General features: G+C 68.9%; 20 protein-coding genes and 5 pseudogenes. 13 read left to right on the top strand and 12 right to left on the bottom strand.

The features are described from left to right. Positions 1 to 78 precede the first annotated feature (78 nt). From A3862_RS16075 to A3862_RS32615, 4 genes and pseudogenes are all read left to right on the top strand, one after another. Positions 79 to 462, top strand: a complete 384-nt coding sequence (locus tag A3862_RS16075) for a response regulator (RefSeq protein ID WP_111473773.1) — start codon at positions 79 to 81, stop codon at positions 460 to 462. Then, a complete protein-coding gene (locus A3862_RS16070; RefSeq protein ID WP_111473772.1) occupies positions 459 to 1,100 on the top strand; it encodes a chemotaxis protein CheX in 642 nt (213 codons plus the stop codon). The genes A3862_RS16075 and A3862_RS16070 overlap by 4 nt, the downstream gene beginning before the upstream one ends. A gap of 71 nt (positions 1,101 to 1,171) precedes the next feature. Further along, positions 1,172 to 1,924 (top strand): annotated as a pseudogene (locus A3862_RS32620) (PAS domain-containing protein); the annotation flags it as partial. Between the two features lie 327 nt (positions 1,925 to 2,251). Next, a pseudogene (locus tag A3862_RS32615) lies at positions 2,252 to 3,547 on the top strand (ATP-binding protein); the annotation flags it as partial. A gap of 328 nt (positions 3,548 to 3,875) precedes the next feature. Here A3862_RS32615 and A3862_RS16060 read toward each other — a convergent pair. Together A3862_RS16060 and A3862_RS16055 are read right to left on the bottom strand one after the other, a co-directional pair. Further along, the gene (locus A3862_RS16060) at positions 3,876 to 6,689 is read right to left on the bottom strand and encodes a PAS domain-containing hybrid sensor histidine kinase/response regulator (RefSeq protein ID WP_164706373.1); all 2,814 of its coding nucleotides are present in this window, start codon (positions 6,687 to 6,689) and stop codon (positions 3,876 to 3,878) included. Between the two features lie 4 nt (positions 6,690 to 6,693). Next, the gene (locus A3862_RS16055; protein WP_111473769.1) at positions 6,694 to 6,897 is read right to left on the bottom strand and encodes a ribbon-helix-helix domain-containing protein; all 204 of its coding nucleotides are present in this window, start codon (positions 6,895 to 6,897) and stop codon (positions 6,694 to 6,696) included. A 370-nt stretch (positions 6,898 to 7,267) separates the two neighbouring features. Between A3862_RS16055 and A3862_RS16050 the strand changes: the two are divergent. Together A3862_RS16050 and A3862_RS16045 are read left to right on the top strand one after the other, a co-directional pair. Continuing rightward, a pseudogene (locus A3862_RS16050) lies at positions 7,268 to 8,746 on the top strand (HWE histidine kinase domain-containing protein). 116 nt (positions 8,747 to 8,862) lie between these two features. Further along, the gene (locus A3862_RS16045; protein WP_111473768.1) at positions 8,863 to 10,392 is read left to right on the top strand and encodes a sensor domain-containing diguanylate cyclase; all 1,530 of its coding nucleotides are present in this window, start codon (positions 8,863 to 8,865) and stop codon (positions 10,390 to 10,392) included. An 80-nt stretch (positions 10,393 to 10,472) separates the two neighbouring features. Here the strand turns inward: A3862_RS16045 and A3862_RS16040 are convergent, their stop codons facing one another. From A3862_RS16040 to A3862_RS16005, 9 genes are all read right to left on the bottom strand, one after another. Beyond that, positions 10,473 to 11,330 (bottom strand): HWE histidine kinase domain-containing protein, encoded by an 858-nt coding sequence (locus A3862_RS16040; RefSeq protein WP_236961318.1) that lies wholly within the window; start codon positions 11,328 to 11,330, stop codon positions 10,473 to 10,475. Then, positions 11,327 to 11,521 carry a hypothetical protein gene (locus A3862_RS32105; RefSeq protein WP_236961317.1) on the bottom strand — a complete coding sequence of 65 codons (195 nt, stop codon included), beginning with the start codon at positions 11,519 to 11,521 and terminating at the stop codon, positions 11,327 to 11,329. The genes A3862_RS16040 and A3862_RS32105 overlap by 4 nt, the downstream gene beginning before the upstream one ends. A 203-nt stretch (positions 11,522 to 11,724) precedes the next feature. Next, positions 11,725 to 12,189, bottom strand: a complete 465-nt coding sequence (locus tag A3862_RS16035; RefSeq protein ID WP_205782353.1) for a phosphate-starvation-inducible PsiE family protein — start codon at positions 12,187 to 12,189, stop codon at positions 11,725 to 11,727. 431 nt (positions 12,190 to 12,620) lie between these two features. Then, positions 12,621 to 13,064, bottom strand: a complete 444-nt coding sequence (locus A3862_RS16030) for an SPW repeat domain-containing protein (RefSeq protein ID WP_111473767.1) — start codon at positions 13,062 to 13,064, stop codon at positions 12,621 to 12,623. A gap of 60 nt (positions 13,065 to 13,124) precedes the next feature. After that, the gene (locus tag A3862_RS16025) at positions 13,125 to 13,874 is read right to left on the bottom strand and encodes an NADH dehydrogenase ubiquinone Fe-S protein 4 (protein WP_111473766.1); all 750 of its coding nucleotides are present in this window, start codon (positions 13,872 to 13,874) and stop codon (positions 13,125 to 13,127) included. A gap of 31 nt (positions 13,875 to 13,905) precedes the next feature. Beyond that, on the bottom strand, positions 13,906 to 14,163 hold the full coding sequence (locus A3862_RS16020; protein WP_236961316.1) for a hypothetical protein: 258 nt from the start codon (positions 14,161 to 14,163) through the stop codon (positions 13,906 to 13,908). Positions 14,164 to 14,266: 103 nt separating this feature from the next. Further along, positions 14,267 to 14,671 (bottom strand): hypothetical protein, encoded by a 405-nt coding sequence (locus tag A3862_RS16015; protein ID WP_111473764.1) that lies wholly within the window; start codon positions 14,669 to 14,671, stop codon positions 14,267 to 14,269. Between the two features lie 118 nt (positions 14,672 to 14,789). Beyond that, positions 14,790 to 15,314 (bottom strand): Hsp20/alpha crystallin family protein, encoded by a 525-nt coding sequence (locus A3862_RS16010; protein ID WP_111473763.1) that lies wholly within the window; start codon positions 15,312 to 15,314, stop codon positions 14,790 to 14,792. A 91-nt stretch (positions 15,315 to 15,405) separates the two neighbouring features. Beyond that, complete coding sequence (locus A3862_RS16005; protein ID WP_111473762.1) at positions 15,406 to 15,888, bottom strand: Hsp20 family protein; 483 nt, start codon at positions 15,886 to 15,888, stop codon at positions 15,406 to 15,408. Between the two features lie 423 nt (positions 15,889 to 16,311). Here A3862_RS16005 and A3862_RS16000 point away from each other — a divergent pair, with 423 nt between their 5' ends. After that, the gene (locus A3862_RS16000; protein WP_111473761.1) at positions 16,312 to 17,595 is read left to right on the top strand and encodes an OprO/OprP family phosphate-selective porin; all 1,284 of its coding nucleotides are present in this window, start codon (positions 16,312 to 16,314) and stop codon (positions 17,593 to 17,595) included. 86 nt (positions 17,596 to 17,681) lie between these two features. Here the strand turns inward: A3862_RS16000 and A3862_RS15995 are convergent. Beyond that, positions 17,682 to 17,870: pseudogene (locus A3862_RS15995) on the bottom strand (manganese catalase family protein); the annotation flags it as partial. Between the two features lie 202 nt (positions 17,871 to 18,072). Here A3862_RS15995 and A3862_RS15990 point away from each other — a divergent pair. The 6 genes and pseudogenes from A3862_RS15990 to A3862_RS15965 form a co-directional block, all read left to right on the top strand. Further along, positions 18,073 to 18,399 (top strand): annotated as a pseudogene (locus tag A3862_RS15990) (ATPase domain-containing protein); the annotation flags it as partial. A gap of 143 nt (positions 18,400 to 18,542) precedes the next feature. Further along, positions 18,543 to 19,247, top strand: a complete 705-nt coding sequence (gene gntA, locus A3862_RS15985; RefSeq protein WP_111473759.1) for a guanitoxin biosynthesis heme-dependent pre-guanitoxin N-hydroxylase GntA — start codon at positions 18,543 to 18,545, stop codon at positions 19,245 to 19,247. After that, positions 19,237 to 19,908, top strand: a complete 672-nt coding sequence (locus A3862_RS15980) for a DUF1989 domain-containing protein (protein ID WP_236961315.1) — start codon at positions 19,237 to 19,239, stop codon at positions 19,906 to 19,908. The genes gntA and A3862_RS15980 overlap by 11 nt, the downstream gene beginning before the upstream one ends. A 43-nt stretch (positions 19,909 to 19,951) precedes the next feature. After that, positions 19,952 to 20,953, top strand: a complete 1,002-nt coding sequence (locus A3862_RS15975; protein ID WP_111473758.1) for an SDR family oxidoreductase — start codon at positions 19,952 to 19,954, stop codon at positions 20,951 to 20,953. 83 nt (positions 20,954 to 21,036) lie between these two features. Further along, on the top strand, positions 21,037 to 22,215 hold the full coding sequence (locus A3862_RS15970) for a zinc-dependent alcohol dehydrogenase (RefSeq protein WP_012752553.1): 1,179 nt from the start codon (positions 21,037 to 21,039) through the stop codon (positions 22,213 to 22,215). A 47-nt stretch (positions 22,216 to 22,262) separates the two neighbouring features. Beyond that, the gene (locus A3862_RS15965) at positions 22,263 to 23,339 is read left to right on the top strand and encodes a patatin-like phospholipase family protein (protein WP_111473757.1); all 1,077 of its coding nucleotides are present in this window, start codon (positions 22,263 to 22,265) and stop codon (positions 23,337 to 23,339) included. Positions 23,340 to 23,352 lie beyond the last annotated feature (13 nt).

The following is a 23,352-nucleotide window of genomic DNA, read 5'->3' as shown; positions in this document are numbered from 1 at the left end:
ACGACGACCCCAGCGCATAAGGGACCTCCCGCCACGCATCCGAGCGTATCGCGCGCAATTCAAGCAGCATCGCCCTTCATGCCGATCACCGTCCTCATCGTCGACGACAGTAAGCTCGCGCGCCTCGTGGTCGCCAAGCTCCTGCGCCAGCTCAGGCCGGACTGGGAGGTGGCGGAGGCGGCTAACGCCGACGCGGCGCAGTCCATCATGGGCGAGCGTCAGGTCGACGTGGCGCTCCTCGACTTCAACATGCCCGGAAAGGACGGCCTCGAACTCGCCGCAGACTTACGTGCTGCAAAACCCAACATGCCCATCGCCGTAGTTTCGGCCAACATCCAGGACGAGATCATCGCGCGAGCCCGCAGCATCGACGCCACCTTCCTCGCGAAGCCGCTCACCGAGGAGGCGCTCGCCGGCTTCCTATCAGGTGCCGCGCTCAGGCTGCGCAGGGCGGCCTCGTGACGGCAGCCACAGTCGATCTCACCGAACTGCAGCGCGACGCCTTCACCGAGCTCGTCAACATCGGCGTCAGCAAGGCTGCCGCCAGCCTACGCAAGATGATCGGCGTTCAGGTGCTGCTGTCGGTGCCGGCCGTGGAGATCGTGTCCCGGGCCCAGGCCGCGCGCATGATCGGGGAGCGGGAGGCGTCCGAGCTCGTCGTCATTCAGCAGGATTTCACCGGCGCCTTCGCCGGCCGCGCCCTCCTGATTTTCCCGCAGGAAAACGGGCGCGAGCTCGTCCGGGCAGTGGCCGGCGAGGAACTGTCCGCGGACGAGGTGGCGGAGCTGGAGGACGAGGCGCTCACCGAGACCGGAAACGTCATCCTGAACGGCTGCCTCGCGACGATGGCTAACCTGCTGCAGCGGACCCTGACGATGTCGCTGCCGGAGGTCATGAGGGGCGACGGTCCGCGGATCTTCCGGCCGGTCGGCGAAGAGGGAACCGATTCTCTGGTCTTGTTCCTGTACATCAACTTCGCGGTGCGCGAGCGCGACATCCGAGGGTACATCGCCATGCTGATGGACCTGCCGTCCCTGGAAAGCCTGAAGGTCCTGATCGACGAGTTCGTCGAGCGGGCCATCGGTGAGACCGAGTCGTGACCCATTCGACCGACGACGAGGGTCGCGGGCCGGGACGTACGTCCGCTTCCCTGAGCGGAGCGGCGGAGGAGATGCGTGGCTCAGCGGGGCCATTCATCGCCGCGCTCGAACGCGCACCCCAGCCGATGGTCATGACCGATCCGCGCCTCCCCGATAACCCCATCGTCTTCGCCAATCCTGCCTTCCTCGCCTTGACCGGCTACTCGGCCGGCGAGGTGCTCGGGCGCAACTGCCGGTTCCTCCAGGGCCCCGATACCGACCCTGCCGACCTGGCCGAGGTCCGGGGCGCGATTGCCGGTCGGAAGGAGGTGAAGGTTCAACTCCTCAACTACCGCAAGGACGGCTCGACATTCTGGAACGAGCTCTACCTCAGCCCGGTCTTCGATGAGGCCGGCGAACTCTTGAACTTTTTCGCCTCTCAGGTCGACGTCACGCCCGCGCGTCAGGGACAAGTCGCGGCCGAACGTCAGGCCGGCATCGAGCGGCGTCTCGCCGACGCCCAGCGGCAATTGAAGATCACCCTCACGGCCGCGGGGGTCGCAGGGACCTGGGATTGGGACATCCCGGGCAAGCGCCTTCACGTCGACGACCGCTTCGCGCTCCTCAACGGCATCGAGCAGGACGTCGGCGCAGTTGGAGTGCCCACCGGCGTCTTCTTCAATCGCGTCCACCCTCAGGACCGTCCGCGCGTGCGCCTCGCGGTTAGCGGCATCCTGAATGGCGCCGAGGTCTTCGACCGGGAATACCGCCTGCAGGCGCCGGACGGCGCGATCCGCTGGGTCCATGCCCGTGGACGCTGCGCATACGGCGCGGACGGCGAACCTATGCGCTTTACCGGCGCCCTGGTCGAGATCACCGAACAGAAGCGTGTCGAGGAACGGCTGCGCATCGCTCAGACCGCCGGCCGCATCGGCACCTTCGAGTACGTGCCGGGCTTCGCCACCGTCGAGGTCTCGCCCCAGTTCTGCAGCCTGCTCGGCGTCGTGCCGGCCGAGACGCTGGCGGTGAGCGCGGTCAACACTCTCGTCTTCGAGGGCGGCCCCTTGCTCGATCCGGGCGTGCGGGAGGTCGGTGAGCTGCCCTACGCGGAGATGCACGTCCGGATGGCGGACACTGGTGAGATGCGCTGGCTCGCCCGCCGCGGCGAGGCGGTGCGCGAGGACGCCTCGGCGGAGATGCGTCACGTCGGCGTGGTCTACGACGTCACGGCCACCAAGGCGTCCGAGGTCGCCCTGCGCGAGATGAACGATACGCTGGAGGCCCGCGTCCGCGAGGCCATCGCGGAACGCGAGCAGGCCGAGGAGCAACTGCGCCAATCTCAGAAGATGGAGGCCGTCGGGCAACTCACCGGCGGCATTGCGCACGATTTCAACAACCTGCTCACCGGCATCGTTGGATCGCTCGACCTGATGCAAACCCGCATCAACGAGGGGCGGACCGAGAACCTGACCCGGTACGCCGGCCTCGCCATGGCCTCGGCACAGCGTGCGGCGGCGCTCACCCATCGCCTGCTGGCGTTCTCGCGTCAGCAGCCGCTGGAGGCGAAGGCCGTGGACGTGAACCGGCTGGTAGGCTCGATGGACGACCTGCTGCGCCGCACGCTGGGCGAGCGCGTCCGCTTGGAAGTGGTCGTGGCGGGTGGCCTTTGGCTGACGCTGTGCGACCCGAACCAGTTGGAGAACGCCATACTCAACCTCGCCATCAACGCGCGCGACGCGATGCCGGATGGAGGGCGGCTTATCATCGAGACGGCTAATTCATTCCTGGACGACGCCTACGTTGCTCGCGAAGTCGGGGTGCGGGCTGGGCAGTACGTCTGCGTCTGCGTCACCGACACCGGCAGCGGGATGCCGCCGGAGGTTATTGCGCGGGCGTTTGACCCGTTCTTCACGACGAAGCCCATTGGCCAGGGCACCGGGCTTGGCCTGAGCATGATCTACGGCTTCGCCAAGCAGTCCGAGGGCAACGTTAAGATCTACTCCGAGACCGGCAAGGGCACCTCGGTGAAGCTCTACCTCCCCCGCTATTACGGCGAGGCGGAGGAACCCGGCACGACCGGGCGCGAGACGCCGCGTGCTGAACATGGCGAGACGGTCCTCGTGGTCGAGGATGACGATACCGTGCGTACCCTGGTCGTGGAGGTCCTGGGCGAACTCGGCTACGTCACGCGGGAGGCGCCCGACGGTCCGTCTGGCCTGCGCATCCTGCAGTCGGACGCACGGATTGACCTCCTCGTCACGGACGTTGGGCTGCCCGGCCTGAACGGGCGCCAGCTCGCCGATCAAGCCCGCATCGGCCGGCCCGGTCTCAAGGTGCTGTTCATGACCGGCTACGCGGAGAACGCCGCCTTCGGGGCCGGCCATCTCGAACCGGGTATGCAAATGATCACCAAGCCCTTCCCAGTGGAGGTATTGGCCAGCAAGATCCGCTCGATCATAGAAGCTTGATCGTCAGTCTGTGCACGGGCCGAGCAGCACACGAGCCCAATGCTAATGGGCCATGACATGCTGATGTCGTGTCCGCCCCGTGGAGGTCTGCTTCTCCGCTCGGAGCAGACGACTCATCCGGCCAGCCGCTAGGTCTGCAAAGGGTCAGGAGTTCGCCTGCGCCTTGTTCGGCTTCGCGCCACTTGCGGACCTTCGTCTACATGCGGCGCAAGGACCGCTGTTGATGCGTGAGCGGATTTGGATTTTCGATCACGAGCCGGCCGGTGGGAGCCAGCCCTCGACCGGACACGGGTCCGGGCGCTGGAAGCACTATGGAGTGCATCGAGGGTCAAGCCACCCCATCGACGATGCGCTTCCGTCGCCGCCAATTCGCCACCTTGCGCAGGAAGCGTGAGAGCTGCTCGACCGAGTACGGCTTGTGCAGCAACTCGAAGCCGTAGGTGCCGTTCCGCGCCAGGACGTGGCTGTAGCCCGAGGCGAGCAGCACTGGCAGGTCGGGGTGACCCTCCCGTATCCGGTGCGCCAGGTCGATCCCGTTCATGCCCGGCATAACGACGTCCGAGAACACCACGTCGAAGCGGTCGGCGTCCCGGGCCAGCTCGGCCAGCGCCCCCTCGGCGTTGGTCGCCAGCACGGTGACGTAGCCGAGCTCGGCCAGGGTCTGGGTTGCGAACGTCCCAACGTCCGAGTTGTCCTCGACCACGAGGACGCACATGCCATGCCCGTCAACAAGCGGCTCGGGCTCAGCCGGAGGCGGTTCGGCGGCGGCCTCCGTCCTCGGGAGGTAGAGCACGAACGTCGTGCCTTGGCCGAGCGCGCTCTCGACCCGGACCTCGCCGCCCGATTGCTTCGCGAAGCCGAAAACCTGGCTCAGCCCGAGGCCCGTACCCTGCCCAACGCCCTTGGTGGTGAAGAACGGCTCGAAGATCTGCTCGATCTGCTCGGGAGGGATGCCGGACCCCGTGTCCTCGATGCACACCGCCACGAACGCACCGTGGACGACGGGGTGGGTGCGGACCGGCGGGATAGCCGCCACGGGATGGACTGTGATGGTCAGCGTGCCCTCGCTGTCCATGGCGTCCCGGGCGTTAACGGCCATGTGCACCAGGGCCGTGTCGAACTGGCTCGGGTCGGCGTCGACGAAGCAGGGCTCGTCCGGGATGTCCGTGACGATCCTGACGCGCGAGCCGCTCAGGGTGCCGACCATGTCGGTGATGGCCGCGACACTCTGGCCAACGTCGAAGACCTCCGGCTTCAAGGCCTGCCGGCGCGCGAAGGCCAGCAGTTGGCCTGTGAGCTTGGCGGCACGGTCGACGGTATCGGAGATGGCCTCGACGTAGCGGTGGCGCCGCTCCTCGGCGAGGTTCGGACGCTTCAGGAGGTCGGTGGACGACTTGATGACGGTGAGCAGATTGTTGAAGTCATGGGCCACGCCGCCGGTGAGCTGGCCTACCGCCTCCATCTTCTGCGCCTGACGCAGGGCCTCCTGGGCAGAGGCGAGTTCAACCTCCCGCGCCTTCACGACGGTGAGGTCGCGCCCGACCGCGATGAAGTTGGCTCCGTCCGCCTCGGGCGCGACCGTCCACTCGATGGGCTTCCAGCCCCCGTCCCTGGTGGCGATGCGGTTCTCGAAGCGCGTCGGCCGCCGCGTCTCGCCCATCCGGGCGATGCCGGCCAGCGTAGGCCCCATGTCCTCGGGATGCATGAAGGACGAGTAGGGCCGCGACAGGAGCTCGGCCTCGGACCAGCCCAGGACCCGTCCCCAGGCCGGGCTGACCGCCGTCATCATGCCCTCGTAGTTGGCCCGGGCCAGCATGTCCTCGGATAGAGTCCAGAGCCGGTCGCGCTCGGCCGTGCGCTCGAAGACCTGCTGCTCCAGGGTCCCGTTCAGGACCTGAAGCGCCTCCTCCATTCGCTTGCGCTCGGAGATGTCGGTGAAGAGCACGGCGACCCGGCGCGCGGCCGAGTTGCCGACGCGCAGGGCGCGCACGTCGAACCAGCGCCCGAACACGTCGGCCCGGTTCTCGATATGGGCGGGCTCGCCCGTCAGCGCGACGCGTCCGTAGACGTCGAACCAGTGCGGTTCGAGGTCGTGGGCGAACTCGCTGACCCACCGTCCGACCACGTCGGCGCCGGTCTGGCGCTCGTAGGCCGGATTGGCCTCGACGATGCGAAAATCGACGGCCCGGTCCGCGCCGTCGAACGTCACCTCGATGATGCAGAACCCGACGTCGATGCTCTCGAACAGGGTGCGGTAGCGGCTCTCGCTCTCGGCCAGCGCGGCCCGCGAACGGACTTCCTCGGTGACCTCGTAGCCGCCCACGAAGATGCCGGTGACGGCACCCGCCTTGTTCCGGATGGGCTGGTACAGGAAGTCGAGGTGGCGGTCGCGGTCGTCGTCCCCCAACCGGATGGGAAGGGCGCGCGCGGCGAACGGCTCGCCGGTGGAGTAGACCTCATCAAGGAGCTCGTAAAACCCTTGGTCGGCGAGTTCCGGGAAGACCGCGCGGACGTCGCGCCCCACGTAGTCCCGGTCGCCCGCCACCGTGACGTAGGCGTCGTTGACGTACTCGAAGACGTGGTCCGGGCCGCGCAGCACGGCGACGAAGCCGGGCATCTGCTGGAGCAGCGCCTCCTGTCGCCGGCGCTCGGACGCCGCCTGCCGCTCGGCGATGACCTGCGAGGTCGTCTCGGTGCAGACGCAGAACAGGCCGCAGACCGTGCCGTCGTCCCCCGGCACGGGGGTGTAGGAGAACGCGAAGTGGGCCTCCTCCGGGTAGCCGTTGCGGTGGAGGGTGAGTTGCAGGTCGTCCATGTGCACGGGCTCGCCCGCGTACACCCGGTCCATCAGCTCCCCGACCTCGTCCCGCACTTCGGGCCAGATCTCGAAGAACGGCCGGCCGAGGGCCGCGGGGTGGCGCTCGCCGAGCATGCGGGCGTAGGTGTCGTTGTAGACAAGGGTGCGGTCCGCGCCCCAGGCGATGAACATCGGCTGGCGTGAGTTGAGCATGACCCGCACGAGGGTCAAAAGTGTTGGCGGCCAGTGCTCCTGCGGTCCGAGGGACGTAGCGGACCAGTCAAGGGCGCGCATGCGTGTGCCCACGAAGCCGCCGTCGTGGAAAGCCGATGTCTGCGAAACCATGGACTTAGGCGCGTCCCATGCCGTGCGACGATCGGGCGGAGGAGGCGAGCCGCAGGGCAGACTCATCTTCGTCCCTCGACCGCAAGATCCGGACGGCTGTGCGGACAAGGTCAAAGGTCGAGGGGTACTTGCCCTTGGCGACCTGGGCGTCGATCCAGGCCGCGAGCGTCTCCGTTAGGGTGAGATGGCGGGTGGGTTTGGCGGGCATGGGCGCGTACTAGCACATTCGCCGAAGGGTGTTTCCTTCCGAGCCACCCAACCGTGGATCCCGCCAGGCGCCGGCCATCGCCGCTCGACCGAGGAAGACCAGGTAGCGAGCGCGTGGGTTGCCCGTGAACGGGAGTCCGGGCCGCGCGCGAGATCGTTAAGCATGACCTAGGGGCAGGTCCACAACACCGATCCCGCGGCCGTCGAAGTCTGCCGGACCCGAAGACGCCCGCCTGCTAAGCGGGAGCCGACCCAGCTTGCGGCACCGGCATCGCACGATCATGGCATAGCTTTGAGCTGCAGATCTGGCTTGTGCTACGGTCACGCCGGATCGGAGGGGCCGAGGTGTCCCCAGGGGTGGTGGCAGGATCTTGACCGACTACCGGGAACACGACCGCATCGACGCGGAGCTGACGCGGTCGGACGCGAGTTCCGACCCGTTCGCCGCCGCCGTGCGGGCGACGCGTATGCCGATGATCGTCACCGACCCAAACAGGCCCGACAATCCCATCGTCTTCGCCAACGCGGCCTTCACGAAGCTCACCGGCTACGCCCGGGAGGAGATCCTCGGTCGGAACTGCCGCTTCCTCCAGGGTCCGGAGACCAACCCCTACGACGTCACCCGGATACGGGACGCCATCGCGCGACGCGAGCCCATCGAGATCGAGCTCCTCAACCACAAGAAGGACGGCGAGGTCTTCTAGAACCGCCTCCTCGTCTCGCCGGTGTTCGATCGCAACGGCGCGCTGACCCACTTCTTCGCCTCGCAGTTCGACGTCACGCTGGAGCGGGACAAGCTCAAGCGCCTCCAAGGCGAGCTCGCCGCGTTGGAGGACGAGGTCGCACGGCGCAAGGCGGAGCTCGCCCGGACCGATGACCGCATGCGGTTCGCCCTGAAGGCCGGCCGGATCGGCTCCTGGACGCTCGACCTCGCCGACCGCCGGCTGGAGGCGTCCGACATTTGCAAGGAGAACTTCGGTCGGAGCGCGGGCGAGCCGTTCCCGTACGAGGAGCTGGTCGCCGCCATCGTGCCGGACGACCGGGAGCGGATGCAGGAGGGGGTGCAGACCTCGATTGCCGGGCGCGGAGACTACGACATCGAGTATCGCGCTCGCACGCCGAACGGCGAGGAGCGCTGGCTGCACGTCCGCGGACAGACCTTCTACGACCCGGAGGGCCGGCCTCTGAGCATGGCCGGGGTGTCCATCGACGTCACGGAACGCAAGCGCGGCGAGGAGCACCGCCGCCTCCTGGCGGACGAGCTCACGCATCGGGTCAAGAACTCGATGGCGACGATGCAGTCCATCGCCCACCAGACGTTGCGCAACGCGGGCGACCTTGACGAGGCCCGCGAGACACTCGACGCGCGCCTCGCGTCCCTGGCGGCGGCCCACGACGCCCTGATCCGTGGGGATTGGGGAGGGGCGACGCTGGGCGAGATCGTCGAGCGGGCCTTGCAACCGTTCCGGAGCGGCGCCGCCAGGCGCTTCACCGTCGCCGGTCCGGAGGTCTGGCTGTCGCCGCGGGCGAGCCTGGCGTTCGTGATGGCGTTGCACGAGCTGGCGACGAACGCGGTGAAGTACGGTGCCCTGTCGAACGATTCCGGCCGGGTGGTCCTCGACTGGGGGATCGTGGAGGGACGGCAGCCACCGCACCTCTGGCTGCGCTGGGAGGAGATCGGCGGCCCACCCGTCGCGAAGCCGGAGCGGAACGGCTTCGGCTCGCGCATGATCGAGCGGGCACTGGCGATGGAGCTCGGCGGCACGGCTCGGATCGCGTATCGCCCGGGCGGAGTGGTGTTCACGGTCGAGGCCCCGGTGCCCGAGGTCGCCGTCGCAAGCCAAGCGTAGGCGTCGAAGGCGACGATCGACGTCGGCGTCCCGCGGCGCCCCTCACGTAATGCCGGCGTAAGGCTTCGTGTGCCAGAAACCATGCGACGACGAGAACGCATGGGGAATGCCCGCCGATGGACCTGCCGCCCCGCCTCGCGAAGCGGCTGCGCTCCGCCCGCACCTGGATCGCGCTCGGCGTCCTGGCGCCCCTCGGCATGCTGGTCGTGTCCGGCCTGATGCTGCTCGACCTGCGCCGCGACGCCTGGGTCCAAGCGGAGCAGACCTCGAAGAACCTGCTGCAGGTCATCGAGCGCGACATCGCCCGCAACGTCGAGATCTTCGACCTGTCCTTGCAGGGCGTGCAGGAGAACCTCCGCGCCTCCGAACTCGACGCGGTGAGCCCGGCGATGCGCCAGCTCGTCCTGTTCGACCGTTCGGCGACGGCCCGGGACATGGGCGTCATGCTCGTGATCGACGAGCGCGGCAACATCGCGGTCGACGCCGGGGCGCTGCCGCCCCGCAAGGGCAACTACGCCGACCGCGACTACTTCCGCGTCCACGCGGAGCGCACCGACGTCGGCCTCCACATCGGGCGGCCGCTCGTCTCCCGCCTGACGGGCGAGCGCATGCTCCCGTTCAGCCGCCGCATCTCGAAGCCCGACGGCTCCTTCGGCGGCGTGGTGCTCGGCACCCTGAAGCTAGCCTACTTCAGCCGGCTCTTCGACCAGCTCGGCCTCGGCCCCGAGGGCGCGATCAACCTGTACCTGCGCGACGGCACGCGCATCATGCGCCACCCCTACGAGGAGGCGGACATCGGCGTGAACATCGCCGGAGCCCCCACCTTCAGGCGGTTCGTGAGCGCCCCTTCGGGCAGCTTCGTCGGCACCTCCGTCCGGGACGGGGTCGAGCGGCACTACGCCTTCACCCAGGTCGGCGACCTGCCGCTGGTGCTTAACGTCGCCCTCGCCACCGACGACATCGAGGCGGGCTGGCGCGCCAAGGCCGCCGTCATCGGCGCGATCGTGCTGGTGCTGTGCGGCCTGACCGCGACCCTGTCGCTCTCGTTCGGACGCGAGCTGCGGCGCCGGGACGCGATGCAGGCCGAGCTCGCCACCTTGTCGCAAACCGATGCCCTTACGGGCCTGGCAAATCGGCGCCGCTTCGACGAGGTGTTCGAGACGGCTTGGGCCAGCGCACGGCGCACGGGCAAGCCGCTGTCGCTCCTCATCGTCGACGCCGACCACTTCAAGCGCTTCAACGACCGGCACGGCCACGCGGTCGGCGACGCGGTGCTCAAGGGGCTCGCCCGCTGCCTGTCGGCGAGCGTGCACCGGCCCGACGACCTCGTGGCACGGGTCGGCGGCGAGGAATTCGCGGTCCTGCTGCCCGATACCGACGTGGAAGGCGCCGAGCGTGTCGCCGGGAAGGTGCACGCGATGGTCGGGACGCTCGCGGTCGCCTCCGCGGCCATCGGCGCGGGCTCGGTCACGGTCAGCGTCGGCCTCGCGGGCGGCGTCGGCGGGGCGGGCGTGGAGGCGGAGACAGTCTACCGCGCGGCGGATGCGGCGCTCTACGCGGCCAAGGAAGGCGGACGCAACCAGACCCGGCGCGCGACGGCGGCTGGCCAAGTCGCCGAACGGTCAGCTTTCCTGCGCGTGGTCTAGGCTTGATCCGGGACTAGCTCCCACGCGGCTGCCGAGGCCAGCCACAAGCGGGAACGGACCTCGGCGGGCATCGGAACCCGTCAGGCGGCGGGGCCGGGTAGCGGTATCCGGACCGAGACCCGCAGGGAATCGGGCGCGAAGTCGACTTGGACCTCGGCTCCCGTCTGTGTCGCCAGGACCTTGTTGAGGAGGCGGTGCCCGCAGCCTGCGCGCGTGGGATGGGCCACCGGTGGCCCGTCGTGCTCGGACCACGTCCAGCAAAGGCCGCGGCCCGCCGGTCCGTCCTCCACCGACCAGGTCACTTGAAGCCGGCCGTTCGGGTCGGCCAGGGCGCCGTGCCGCAGGGTGTTGGTGGTGAGTTCGTGCAAGGCCATGCCGACCGGAACGGCGAGTTCGGAAGGCAGCACGACCCTCGGGCCCTCCAAGATCAGGCGCCCGCGCTCGTCGTAGGGCCCGAGCTCGGCCCGCAGCAGACTTTCGAACGAGGCCGCCTGATCCCGGTCCTCGGTGATCAGGGCGTGCGTCCGGGCCAGGGAGCCGATGCGACCGGATAGGGCGCAGGTGAACTCCGGGACCGAGAGCGAGGAGCGCATGGTCGCGTTCAGGACGGCCTGAACCGTTGCGAGGGTGTTCTTCACCCGGTGGTGCAGCTCGCGCACCAGCAGCGCCTGCCGGTCCTCGCCGGCGCGCCGCTCGGTGACGTCGCGCTGCGCCGAGACCCAATGCGTGATGCGCCCGCCCGGCTCTCGGACGGGCGTGATCAGCCACTCGACCGTGTAGGTGGAGCCGTCCTTGCGGTACTCCAGCGCCTCGCCCTGAAAGCGCTCGCCGGCTTCGAGGGCGGCCCGCATGCGATCGAGGACGGACCGGTCCGTGCCCGGTCCCTGCAGCAGACGCGGCGATCGACCGACTACCTCGACCGCCTCGTAGCCGGTCATAAGGGTGAAGGCAGGATTTGCGGCCCCGGTTCTTCGAGGTCGGCGGAGGTGATGAGGATGGCTTCCCCGGACGCCTCGACCGCTGCGCGCAGCAGCGGGAGGTCGACCGCCGCCGGCCCCATCCCGTCTTCCCCAGCCACGCCATCCTCCCGTCCGACCGCCCCCACCGCGTCGCCGGCCTGGCGATGCATGCGCGTCCGGGCACCCGACGTCCAACCGGCAACCTGTCCCGGGGTTGCCACGCTCGGCGCCCAGGGCTGCGCCGCATCGTCCCAGGTACCTTCGGCTTCGCGGTTTCGCCGCGGCTGACACGAAGAACGCGCCAGCGTTGCAAGCCTTTAGCCCCTTGGCGTCCGCCCCGGGGCCGACCATGCCGGACCGTTCCCTGTCAGGCCTAAGCAGGACCGTCCGGCTGTCGCGTATCCTTACGGTCCTGGTCTCGCACCAGCCAGTGCACAGCCCCAAGGGCCAGGACGGCGGCGGCCAACCCGATGATGGTCAGTGGCTCGGTCTTGCTCGCGTCCAGGATGATGAACTTGCGGGCAAGCGCCAGCAGCGCGATTAGGATGACGGTGCGCAGCTGGATGATGCTCTCTTGCCGGTGCAGCACGCTCAGGATCGAGTGGTTGAACTCCAGCGCGATCAGCACCGTGAAGATCATGCCGAACACGGCCTGGAACACGCTGTGCTCGGCAGGGTCGAGCAGGCCGAAGATCACAAGCAGCACCACGCGGAAGCAGAGGTTGATCATCGCCGCGACGATGACCAGGCCGATCAGCCCGGTGAGCACCACGACGACCACCTCCTCGAAGCGCTCGTAGAGGCTCAGACCAGGCCACGCCTTGCGCGTGTCGCGCAACGTGTCTGCGGCCGCCGAGACATGTCGGGAGAAGAAGGACGGCCCTTCGTTCCGATCTGCCCTGGCCGGTCCGGTCACTGGTTCATCCACGTCTTCGCCCACAGCCTGTTCCTGCAACGCTCAAAGGCCCTTGCTCGCGGGATGTCGCGCTTCATCGACAGCCCTCTGCCACCCAGGGCCATCATCCAGGCCGCAATCGTCCCGGCTCAGATCCCCGCCGCCTGTCTCATCCCTCGGCCGATCCCCGCGTCGTTGCCTTCTCCGGAAGGCGCTCGCTGGCAGTCGGCGTCCAGGAAGCGGAGGGGGCACGGGTTTACGGTCGGGACCCTTGCGAGGCTGCGGGTAGCGAAGGTCGAGCAGCCCCTGGAACGCCAGGGGCGCCGATAGGACGGTCAGGCCCCCCGCGGCGATGCTCGTGAGGACAAGACCGGTCAGCATGGCTGTGCCGCCCGGGGAGGATTGTCATGCGGCGATGTCCGGTGAGCCCTCCCGCTCCTGAGCCCCGTTGCCGCGATCGCGACGACCGCAGCCCCAACGACGACGTGCGCACAGCTCATCGCCGAACGGCCGTCCCACCCGAGAAGCCAGGGTGCAATTATGAGCCCGGCCCCCCCGACGGCCTGGCCCCATGCCTTCCAGCCGCGGAAGGCCAGCGCGGCCGAGAAACCGAGCCGCATCACCAGGGCGCCCCCGAACACCGCGCTCCAGACCGTCAGCGGGTCGATGGCCTCACCGAGCAGCCACGGTGTCGCGGCGAGGACAAGTCCCAGAAGCCCGCTCAGAAGGTTGAATGCGGCGCGCTGCTCCTTCCAATCCCTTCCCATTTTTGACCCTCCTTCCTCGAAGCAAAGGTCGTCGACGACTGCTTCCGTCATGCCTGCAGGCCCAGGCGGCGCCTGCCCTCTCCATCGGCTCCGATCGATGTGCCCGCACGTTCAGGCAGCGAGCTCAGCCTCCCCGTACGTGCGCGGAACGCCCGCGGCCGGCGCGAACGGCTTGGGCCGCCACGTCTCGCCCAGGCGCAAGAGTGCGGCCTTGACCTCGTCGAGACGAGACGGCTCGCCCTCCGCCATGCCCTCGCCGGCCGCCACCTCCTTGAGGTACTCGTCCCAGGCCCAACGGCGCAGGAGCTCGCGCTTGCACCCGCGCATCAGCCGCGGATGATCCAGGACATCCTGCGGCGTAGCGAAGACGGCCGCCGGGTTCACGAGGGCCCGCTCTAGGTCGGGCAATCCTCCTTGGTCACGGGACTTCTCGACTTGGGAGTCCGCGGCCTGCGGCCGAGGCAAAATCCTGATCGGCCGCCCCAGGGGCGGAGCGGGACGCCTGTTCCACTGCCACGGTGGAACCAGGGTGACCGAAGCGGTCCGCCCGGGGGCCGCGCCGATGACGAAGTCGAGGCCCTGGCGCTCCGCGTAAGTTACCGCCTCCGCCCTCGTGGCAAAGGTCAGCCGAACCTCCGTCGCGAGGGTGTCTTCGCCGCCTGTCCAGCCCATCAGGTCATCGATCTCGGGCGGCGTTTCGCGCTCGAACGTGAGAACCCACTCGTCCGCGTGCGCACGGCCTGCCGTCTCGACCGACCGGCCGCGGCGCCGAATGTAGGCTCGTCTCCGAGCAAGCCAGGGCACGGCTGGAATCGACGAGGGCGGATTGTTGTGACCGATGCCAATCACTTGATCCTGCATGACGAACTTCAGGTTCGATCCGGCGGGTTGATCAGGCGCCTAGGAGCCCGAGGCGCGCAGCGGCCTGTACGCCGAAGCTCGTGGCAAAGGAGAGCAGCGACCCGTCCCAGGCAGTGAACCGCCCGCGCTTGAACGGCGGCCCGGCTGTCGTGAGCGCAACGCCGAGCCAGACGAGACCGGCTAGGTTCAGCATCGCGGCCAGAATCCAGGGCACGACCGCTGCCGGCAGAAAGGCCGAGACGCCCACGCAAAGGGCGGTGGACATCGCCCAGTCGCAGAGAACGGCCATGCTCGCGCCTTGCCGCGGCTCGGTTCTCGACGAGGACCGCAGCATGGGCGGGCGCCAGGCCCGATCTCTGAGGTGGAATGTCGCCATCCTGTCTCTCCCGGTCTCAGTTCAGGCCTTCCCGTGAAGCCGCTCCGTCGCGGAGCCGGCGGTACCGGAAAGCGAGCGGGAACCGCTGCTCGGGCTCCTCGCCCGTCGCCGGATTTGGCGTATCTTGGTCGAGCGCCTGCAACGCGCTCAGGATCGCGTGGAGCGGCACCGGCTCGGCGCGGCAGCCGGGCAGGCAGCGCAGGGTCGGGCAGGACTCGACCGCCCGGACGTCGGACGCCCATGAGGCGAGGATCGCCCGCTTCTCGGCAGTCGACAGATTGGGATAGGCCAGGACCTCGCGCGGATGGCGGAACACGTCGCCAGGCGCGATGAAGGCCTCGAACGGATCGACGGCCGAAGTTCTGAGCGTCGCGGCGGCAACGGGGCCGAGGTGTTCGATGGTTGTCTCGATCTGCTGCATGTGAACCCTCCTCTGTTGAGCAAAGGTTGGACAGCCGGCGCGACCCGCAGGCCCGCGCCGACCGCCATGTCATGCGTTCAGTCCTTTCTCTCTCGCCTTGTATGGGGGAGGCTCCCGATCAGTGCGGTGTCGTCTGCGGCGTGCCGCCGTTGATCGCGATCCGGCGGCCGCGATCCGGCGCCTTGGCCGAGCGGGGCAGCGTCACGCTGAGAACCCCGTTCCTGAACGAGGCCTCGGCCTTGTCCTCCTCCACGGCGAACGGGAGGGCGAGGCTGCGCTCGAAGCGGCCGTAGGAGCGCTCCGTGTAGCCGCGCTCCTTGTCGGTCGTCTCGGCGCGCTTCTCGCCGCACAGGGTCAGGACCCCGTCATCGATCGTGAGCTCGACGTCCTTCTCGTCCAGGCCCGGCAGTTCGGCCGAGACGCGCAAGCCCTGCTCGGTCTCGACCATCTCGACGCTCGGCCAGCCAAGGCCACCCATCGCCGGCCCGAGGGCTCCACCGCCCAGGCCGCTGAACACGTCGTCGAACAGGCGGTTCATCTCGCGGTGAAGCGTCAGGAAGGGGCTCGCGGGCTCGTCCCGCATCCGGCTCGGCACGGGAGCGTTAGTGCTGCGGCCCCAGGGGATCAGATCTCTCACAGCCATGACTCATCTCCGTCAGCATGTCGGATGGCGCGCACTCGCCCTCGCGGGCCAGCCGGCCCGCGAGTTCGTGTCGTTGTTCGAAGGGGCCCGTTCAGGCGGCCTTGGCCTCGCCCTCGATCTGGGCCGGCGCGTTGTCCTGCCCGACGGCGGCCTGCGTGCCGCCGATGGCGATCCGACGGGGCTTGAGTGCCTCAGGCACCTCTCGCTTCAGATCCACGGTGAGCAGACCGTTCTCCAGCGAAGCACCCGTCACCTTCACGTGCTCGGCCAGGTTGAAGGTCTGGCGGAAGGTGCGGGCTGCGATGCCGCGGTGCAGGTACTGCCGCTCGCCCTCCTGGGCCTTCCTCTGGCCCGAGACGAGGAGCGTGGTGTCATGCTGGGTGAGTTCGATCTCGTCGGGCGTGAAGCCGGCGACCGCCATGGTGATGCGATACTCGTCCTCGGCCACCTTCTCGATGTTGTAGGGCGGCCAGGCAGCAGATGCTTCAGCGCGTTCGGCCTGCGTGAGAAGATCGAAGACCCGGTCGAAGCCGACCGAGGAACGGAATAAGGGCGCAACGTCGTAGGTCCTCATAACCACATCCTCCGATGAGCAACGTGACTACAAGGGACGCCGGACACCGGGTGGCCGGCGCCCATAGCGCGAGCCCTTTCGGGCCTCGCACGCGCGTAACGCCACGGGTGCACGCTGGTTCCGGCCGCGCCAGAAATTTTTTTCCTGCCTAGAGAGTATTGCACGGCGCCGTGCGACTTCCGGGACGGCCGAAGCTTCGCAGCCCCATCGGGGACGCACCAGCGCCTCGCGCCCCTCATGACGGTGAGGAGACTGTGGGATCGGGGACGAGCCTCCAAGAATGCTGCGCGCGTCCCGTCTCTGAGCGACGTTGGACGAGTTCAGGGCCCGACCGTGTAACTCAGCCGGCACAGGCGGAATGTATCTTGAATGTCCGGTGGTGTCCGGCTTGGCATGTTCCCCTGCAGGATCTCAACTGCACGGATGAACCGCCGGACGCCTGCCCGCTTCGCTGGCCTACTCTCCGTGGTCATGCTGGTTGCTTCGCCGGCAGGTGCGCGGGACGGCGACGATGCGGTCGAGGGCGTGGTCGGCCCCTACGGCGAGCGCCCGCGCTACGACGAGAAGGGCCTGACGCTGACCTTCCCCGAGGAGGCGAAGCTCCAGATCGGCGGGCGGCTTCACGTCGACGCCGGCGCCGCGGGACTGAGCCTTCCCGGCCTGCCGGGCGCTTTCCCAGACAACGTTGCCGTGCGCCGCGCCTGGATCGAGCCGACGCTGACCATCGGCAAGGACTGGGTGATCGCCTTCCAGTACGACTTCAACGACGCGATGTTGCCCATCAACGACGCCTTCGTCGCGTGGAAAGGCCTTCCGGACACCATCCTCACGCTCGGCAACATGAAGGTGCCGTTCAGCCTCGAATGGCTGCAGAGCAACAACGACACGCTGTTCACCGAGCGCTCGCTCGCCAACGCCCTCGTGCCCGAACGCCGCTTCGGCTTCGCGGTCGGGCATCACGGTCAGGCCTGGACGGCGGTCGCCGGCGTGTTCGGGAACGCGGCGAGCAACGGCGTGGCCGGCGATGGCGTCGCCGCGGCCGGCCGGGCGACATGGGCGCCGGTCATGGAAGAGCGCGAGACCCTGCATCTCGGCGTCGCCGGGATCTACCGCAGCCGCTCCCGAGGCGACGCCGACTTCAGCTTCTCCAGCCAGGCGGAAGCGTTCCTGTTCGGACGTCCCTTCGTCGATACCGGGGACCTTCCGGGCGTGGCGAGCGTGTCGCGCCTGGGAGCCGAGCTCGCCTACCGCAACGGGCCGTTCCTGGTGCAGGCCGAGTACATACGGGCCGATGTCGAGCGGTTCGGTGGCTTGCCGGGCTTCAGCTTCCAGGGCGGCTATGTTGAAGGATCGATCGTCCTGAACGGGGAGGGTCGAGCCTACGCGCTGACGCCCCAGGGCGGGACGACCTACGCGACGTTCAAGAGCGTCAAGGTACGCGACGACCGGCGCGTCACTCGCGGCGGCGTCGGCGTCTTCGAGATCGCTGCCCGCCTCAGCGCCATAGACCTCGACGACCGTCGCCTGCGCGGGGGCACCGAGCGGGACGTGACCCTCGGCCTGAACTGGTACCCGGAGCCGAACCTCCGGTTCGTTGCCGACTACATCCACGGACGGGTGCGCCCGGGTGCAGCCCAGTCCGACGCCCTCGGCAGCGCGCCCTTCTCGGTGGACACCTTCATCGGGCGGATGCAGCTTTACTGGTGAGCCCTCCCTCGACTCCAGCCCTGCATCAGGGGGCACGCCTCGCCAAGCCCGGGCGACATCCGCGAGGACGCCGCCCGGGACCCTGGTCAGCGGCTCTTCTTGTAGAGCTTGCTCGCGATCTCGAAGATCTCCTCAGGCGCGTAGTTCGGCGCGAAGGCGCCGTAATTGCCGTCGAGCTCGGGGATCTTGCCGCCTTCGGGGAGCCCGTCGACGACTTCCAGGTTGCCCGGCGGATCGCCCGGCAGCGCCACCTCGTCGTTCGACCAGACGCCGGCGTCTCCCGGCGCGGGTTTGCGCGCCTGGGGAGATAGCGGTCGGGCCGAGATATCCAGGTTGGAGCGCGGTGTCCCTTCGAGTTGCGGGCGTGGGGCGTGGATCTCCCCCTGCGTCGTCCCATGCGCTGACAAGGGTTTAGCTTGACGTTACCGTGCCCGCCTGCCGGGATCTGTCCCACGCCACGGGGCCTGGATCGAGCCGATGACGAACCCTGCGACGCCCCTTCCGACCGGCGGGGTATCCCGGATCTCGACCGGCGTACCCGGCCTCGACGCGGTCCTATGCGGCAGCCTGACCCCGAGCCGGCTCTACCTGCAGGTTGGCACGCCCGGCACCGGCAAGACCACGATGGCACTCCAATTCTTGCGCGAGGGGGCGGCCGGTGGCGAGCTTACCCTTTACGTCACCCTGTCCGAGACCACGGAGGGATTCCGGGCGGCCGCGACCCATGGCTGAACCCTTGACGGCATCGACGTCTGCGCGGTCGTCGACCGTCTGGATGCGCAACTTCATCGAGGCGCTGACCCCCGACCGGGAGGGACTGCTGACTGTGGATAGGTAGGACACATCGGAGGCCGCGCGGAACGCGGTTCAAGCGAGGCCGTTGCCAGACGCTGCGGAACCGCGTGCCGGTTTCGCGGACCTTCGTGAGACGTGCGTTCCGAGTTCCGATGCAACTGCCCCGTGACGACACCTACCACCCCCGGTCCGAAGCCTTCCGCGCCTTCATCCGGGACGCGGCCTTCCCCTGCGTCGGCGCCAAGTCGGCCCTGAGCAAGGGCCAGATGCGCGTGCTCGTCGCCCGCGACATCACCTCGGCCTGGGACGACATGCGCATCTACCCGGCGCTGATGGCGTTCGCGGCGCGTTACCATAGGCGGCCCGACCTCTTCCAGAGCTTCGCGGTCCTCTTCGAAGGGGCGGGCGACCTCGCCGAGGCCGGCTTCGAGCGGCACCTCTGGGACCGGGTGCAGTCGCTCGCCGACAAGGATGCCTGGCTCGGCCATCCCTGGGATGGTCGCGTCGCGCAGGAGCCGGACAGCCCGCACTTCTCCCTGAGCTTCGCCGGCGAGGCGTTCTTCGTCGTCGGGCTGCACCCGCATGCCAGCCGCCCGGCACGCCGGTTCTCCTCGCCCGCCCTGGTGTTCAACCTGCATGCCCAGTTCGAGCAGCTCCGCGCGGCCGGCCGCTACGAGAAGCTGCGCTCCTCCATCCTACAGCGGGACGAGGCGCTCGCCGGCTCCGTGAACCCGATGCTGGCCCGGCACGGCGAGGCGTCCGAGGCGCGGCAATACAGCGGCCGGGTCGTCGGCGAGGAGTGGCGTTGCCCGTTCCGGCCACGCGGCATGAACACCGGGGGAGCCGATGTGCGCTGACGCCACACGCGAGATCGCGCCGCGCTCGGGCGTCGCCTTCACGCTCGACAAGTGCGACAGGCTTATCGTCATCGACCCGCGCGGCGAGCAGGTGGCGGACCTCCTGGCCTTCAACCGCCACGACCTCGACGAGGTGATCTCGTCGGGCCGAACGCTGGACTACGCGAGCCGCATCTACCTGACGACCGGCGACCCGCTCTACTCCAATCGCTCGAACGTGCTGCTGCGCATCGTCGAGGACACGGTCGGGCGCCACGATTTCCTGCTGACGCCCTGCTCGGCCGACACCTTCCGCATCATCTACCGCGACGCTGACCCGCACCACGGCTGCTTCGGCAACCTCGCGGCGGCGCTGGCTCCTTACGGCATCGCCCCGGACCGCATCCCGGTGGCGTTCAACTGCTTCATGAACGTGCCGGTGGACGCGGCGACGGGCGCGTTGGCGGTGGAGCCCCCTCTCAGCCGGGCCGGCGACCGCATCACCTTCGAGGCGGAGGCGGACCTGGTGGTCGGCCTGACCGCGTGCTCTGCGCCGCAGTCGAACAACGGCAGCTTCAAGCCGATCCACTACCGGATCGAGCGGGGGAGCCGGAGCGGGTGCGACGGTGACGACCCGCGCGGACGCGACGCCGTTCGCAACGCTTCGGCGTCTGGCGCGTAGCCTCGCCGGGTCCCTCCCGGGGCCGGCAAGGAGCGAACCGGGCATGGCACATAAGCCGCTGCGCGAGCAGGTCGTCGTGATCACCGGCGCGTCGAGCGGCATCGGCTTGGCGACCGCCCGCATGGCCGCGGAGCGCGGCGCCCGGGTGGTGCTCGCCGCCCGCAGCGCGGAGGTGCTCGCCCGCATCGCCGCCGAGCTCGGCCCGAAGGCCGCCTACGTCGTGGCCGACGTGGGCCGGCACGAGGACGTCCTCGCCATCGCCGACAAGGCCGTGGCAACGTTCGGCGGCTTCGACACCTGGGTCAACGTCGCCGGCCTGACCGTCTACGGTCCCTTGCGCGAGATCGCCCACGAGGACCACGAGCGCCTGATCCGGACCAACCTCTGGGGCACGGTGAACGGTTCGCTCGTCGCCGCGGAGCACCTGCGCCGGCGCGGCGGAGCGATCGTCAACGTCGGCAGCATCGCCTCCGACCTCGCCTTCCCCTTTCAGGGCCTCTACGCCACGAGCAAGCACGCGGTGAAGGGCTTCACCGACACCCTGCGCATGGAGCTGATCGCGGAGGGCGCGCCGGTCTCGGTCACCCTGGTGAAGCCCGCCTCCATCGACACGCCCCTGCCGCAGCGTGCCCGCAACTACATGGACCGCGAGCCGACGCTGCCGCCGCCGATCTACCCGCCCGAGGAGGTGGCCAACGCCATCCTGCACGCCGCCGTGCACCCGCAGCGCGACATCGTCGTGGGCGGCGGCGGCAAGCTGTTCGTGATGGGCAAGGAGTTCGCGCCGGGCGCCTACGACGAGCTCGCGCCGGCCATCATAGCGCTGCAGAAGCGGTCTGAGCCTCCACGGGATCCGCAGGGCGCCCTGCACGCCCCGCGGCATGCCGGCGAGGTACGCGGGGACCCGCCGGTCTACGTCATGCGCACCAGCGCCTACACCCGGGCGACCCTGCATCCGCTCGCGACGGCCGGCGTGCTCGCAGCAGGCTTGGCCGCGACGGCCGCCGTGATCCTCGGCACGCGATCCAGGCCGCGCCATCGCTGATCTTGGGCGCCTCGCCGCGCCGGAACCGAGCCGCGCCCGACCTTCTTACCCATCCGATACGCGACGATCGGAGACGACCGACCATGAAAGCACTCACGTGGCAGAGCCGGGGCAAGATCACCTGCGAGACGGTGCCGGACCCGAAGATCGAGCATGGGCGAGACGTCATCATCAAGGTGACCGCCTGCGCGATCTGCGGCTCCGACCTGCACCTGATGGGCGGGTTCATGCCGACGATGAAGTGCGGCGACATCCTCGGTCACGAAACCATGGGCGAGGTCATCGAGGTCGGCAAGGACAACCACAAGCTCAAGGTCGGCGACCGCATCGTGGTGCCCTTCACCATCTGCTGCGGCGAGTGCCGCCAGTGCAAGTGGGGCAACTGGAGCTGCTGCGAGCGCACCAACCCGAACGGCAAGCTGCAGGCCGAGACCTACGGCTACCCGCTTGCCGGCCTGTTCGGCTTCTCCCACATCACCGGCGGCTTCGCCGGCGGCCAGGCCGAGTACCTGCGGGTGCCCTACGCCGACGTCGGGCCGATCGTCGTCCCCGAGGGCCTCACTGACGAGCAGGTGCTGTTCCTCTCCGACATTTTCCCCACGGCCTACCAGGCCGCCGAGCACTGCGACATCGGCCCGGAGGACACCGTCGCCATCTGGGGCTGCGGCCCGGTCGGCGTGCTGGCGGTGAAGTGCTGCTACCTGCTGGGTGCCAAGCGCGTCATCGCCATCGACAGCGTGCCGGAGCGCCTGGCCCTCGCCCGCGAGGCGGGCGCAGAAACCATAGACCTGTCGAGCCAGAACGTGCAGGACACGCTCATGGAGATGACCCACGGCCTCGGGCCCGATTCGGTCATCGAGGCGGTCGGCATGGAGTCCCACGGGGCCGACACCACGCTCCAGAAGGTCTCCTCCGCCATCATGGAGCACACCGTCAGCCTGGAGCGGCCTTTCGCGCTCAACCAGGCCATCCTCGCCTGCAGGCCCGGCGGCAACGTCTCGATGCCCGGTGTCTTTGCTGGTCCGGTGGGCCCCGTCGCCCTCGGCGTGCTCATGAACAAGGGCCTGACTCTGAAGACGGGTCAGACCCACATGGTGCGGTATATGAAGCCGCTGCTGGAGCGCATCCAGAAGGGCGAGATCGACCCCTCCTTCATCGTCAGCCATCGCTCCACGAACCTGGAGGAAGGGCCGGCACTCTACGAAGCGTTCCGCGACAAGACCGACAACTGCACCAAAGTGGTGTTCAAGCCGCACGGCTGACGCCGGCCAGGTCCCGGCCGCGAACGGCCTCAACGCACAAAGGCACGATGGTGGACGACACACGCGACCTCGCCCTGGTCTTTGCCGGCGGCAACGCCGTCGGCGCCTACCATGCCGGGACCTACGAGGCGCTGCACGAACATGGGCTCAGGCCCGATTGGGTCGTGGGCGCATCCATCGGCGCGGTGACGGCCGCCATCATCGCGGGCAACGCCCCCGAGGGCAGGGTCGCCAAGCTCCGGATGTTCTGGGACGAGGCGACCCAGGCCACGGGCCCGAGCCCAACCGGGCTGCTCAAGCCGCGCCAGGTCTACAACGGGCTGCACGCCCTCCTAGCGCTCGCCTGGGGACGCCCGAGCATCTTCGGCCACCGGTTGCTCGGCCCATGGTCGGCGCTGCCATGGGTGCCGAACGACGTGGCCCTGTTCGACAACAGGCCGCTTATCCGGACCTTGGAGCGCCTCGTCGATTTCGAGTGGCTGAACAGGGGCGACACCCGCCTGACGGTCGGCTGCGTCGACATCGAGACTGGCGAGGAGGTCTACTTCGACACCGCCCGCCAGGAGGTCCGGCCCGAGCACATCCTGGCCAGCACGGCGATCCTGCCCGCCTTCCCGCCCGTGGAGGTGGATGGGCGCGTCCTGTGCGACGCGGGCTACACCAACAACCTGCCCCTTGACCCGCTCTTCGAGACCGAGCCCGAGCGAGACCTCCTCTGCATCGCCTCGGACCTGTTCTCCCTGCGAGCGCCGCGTCCCGCCTCCCTCGACGCGGTGCTGGAACGCGCCAACGACCTCATCTTCGCCAGCGCCCCGCGCCGGGCGGTTGCGGGCCTCAGGCGCGAGTACGAGTTGCGCGAGCGGCTCGATCCCGAGGGACCGGCGGTCACGCTGCTCCACCTCATCTATCAGGCCGGTGCCGACGAGCTCGCGGCCAAGAGCTTCGACTTCTCGCCCTCGTCCATCCGCGACCGCTGGGCCGCGGGCCGACGCGACGCGGAGCGCGGCCTGGGGTTGTTGAGGCCGGGCAGGCGCGCGAGCGGCCGCTTCGAGTATCTCACCCTTCCCGACAGCCTCGGCACCCGGAAAGCCGCGGAGCCTCGGGCCGCTTCCGCGGTGGCGTAACGTCGGCGGTGCC

Origin of the sequence: Methylobacterium sp. XJLW, from assembly GCF_003254375.1 — a bacterium.
Taxonomy (GTDB): domain Bacteria; phylum Pseudomonadota; class Alphaproteobacteria; order Rhizobiales; family Beijerinckiaceae; genus Methylobacterium; species Methylobacterium fujisawaense.
This window is presented reverse-complemented; position numbering and strand designations above follow the sequence as displayed.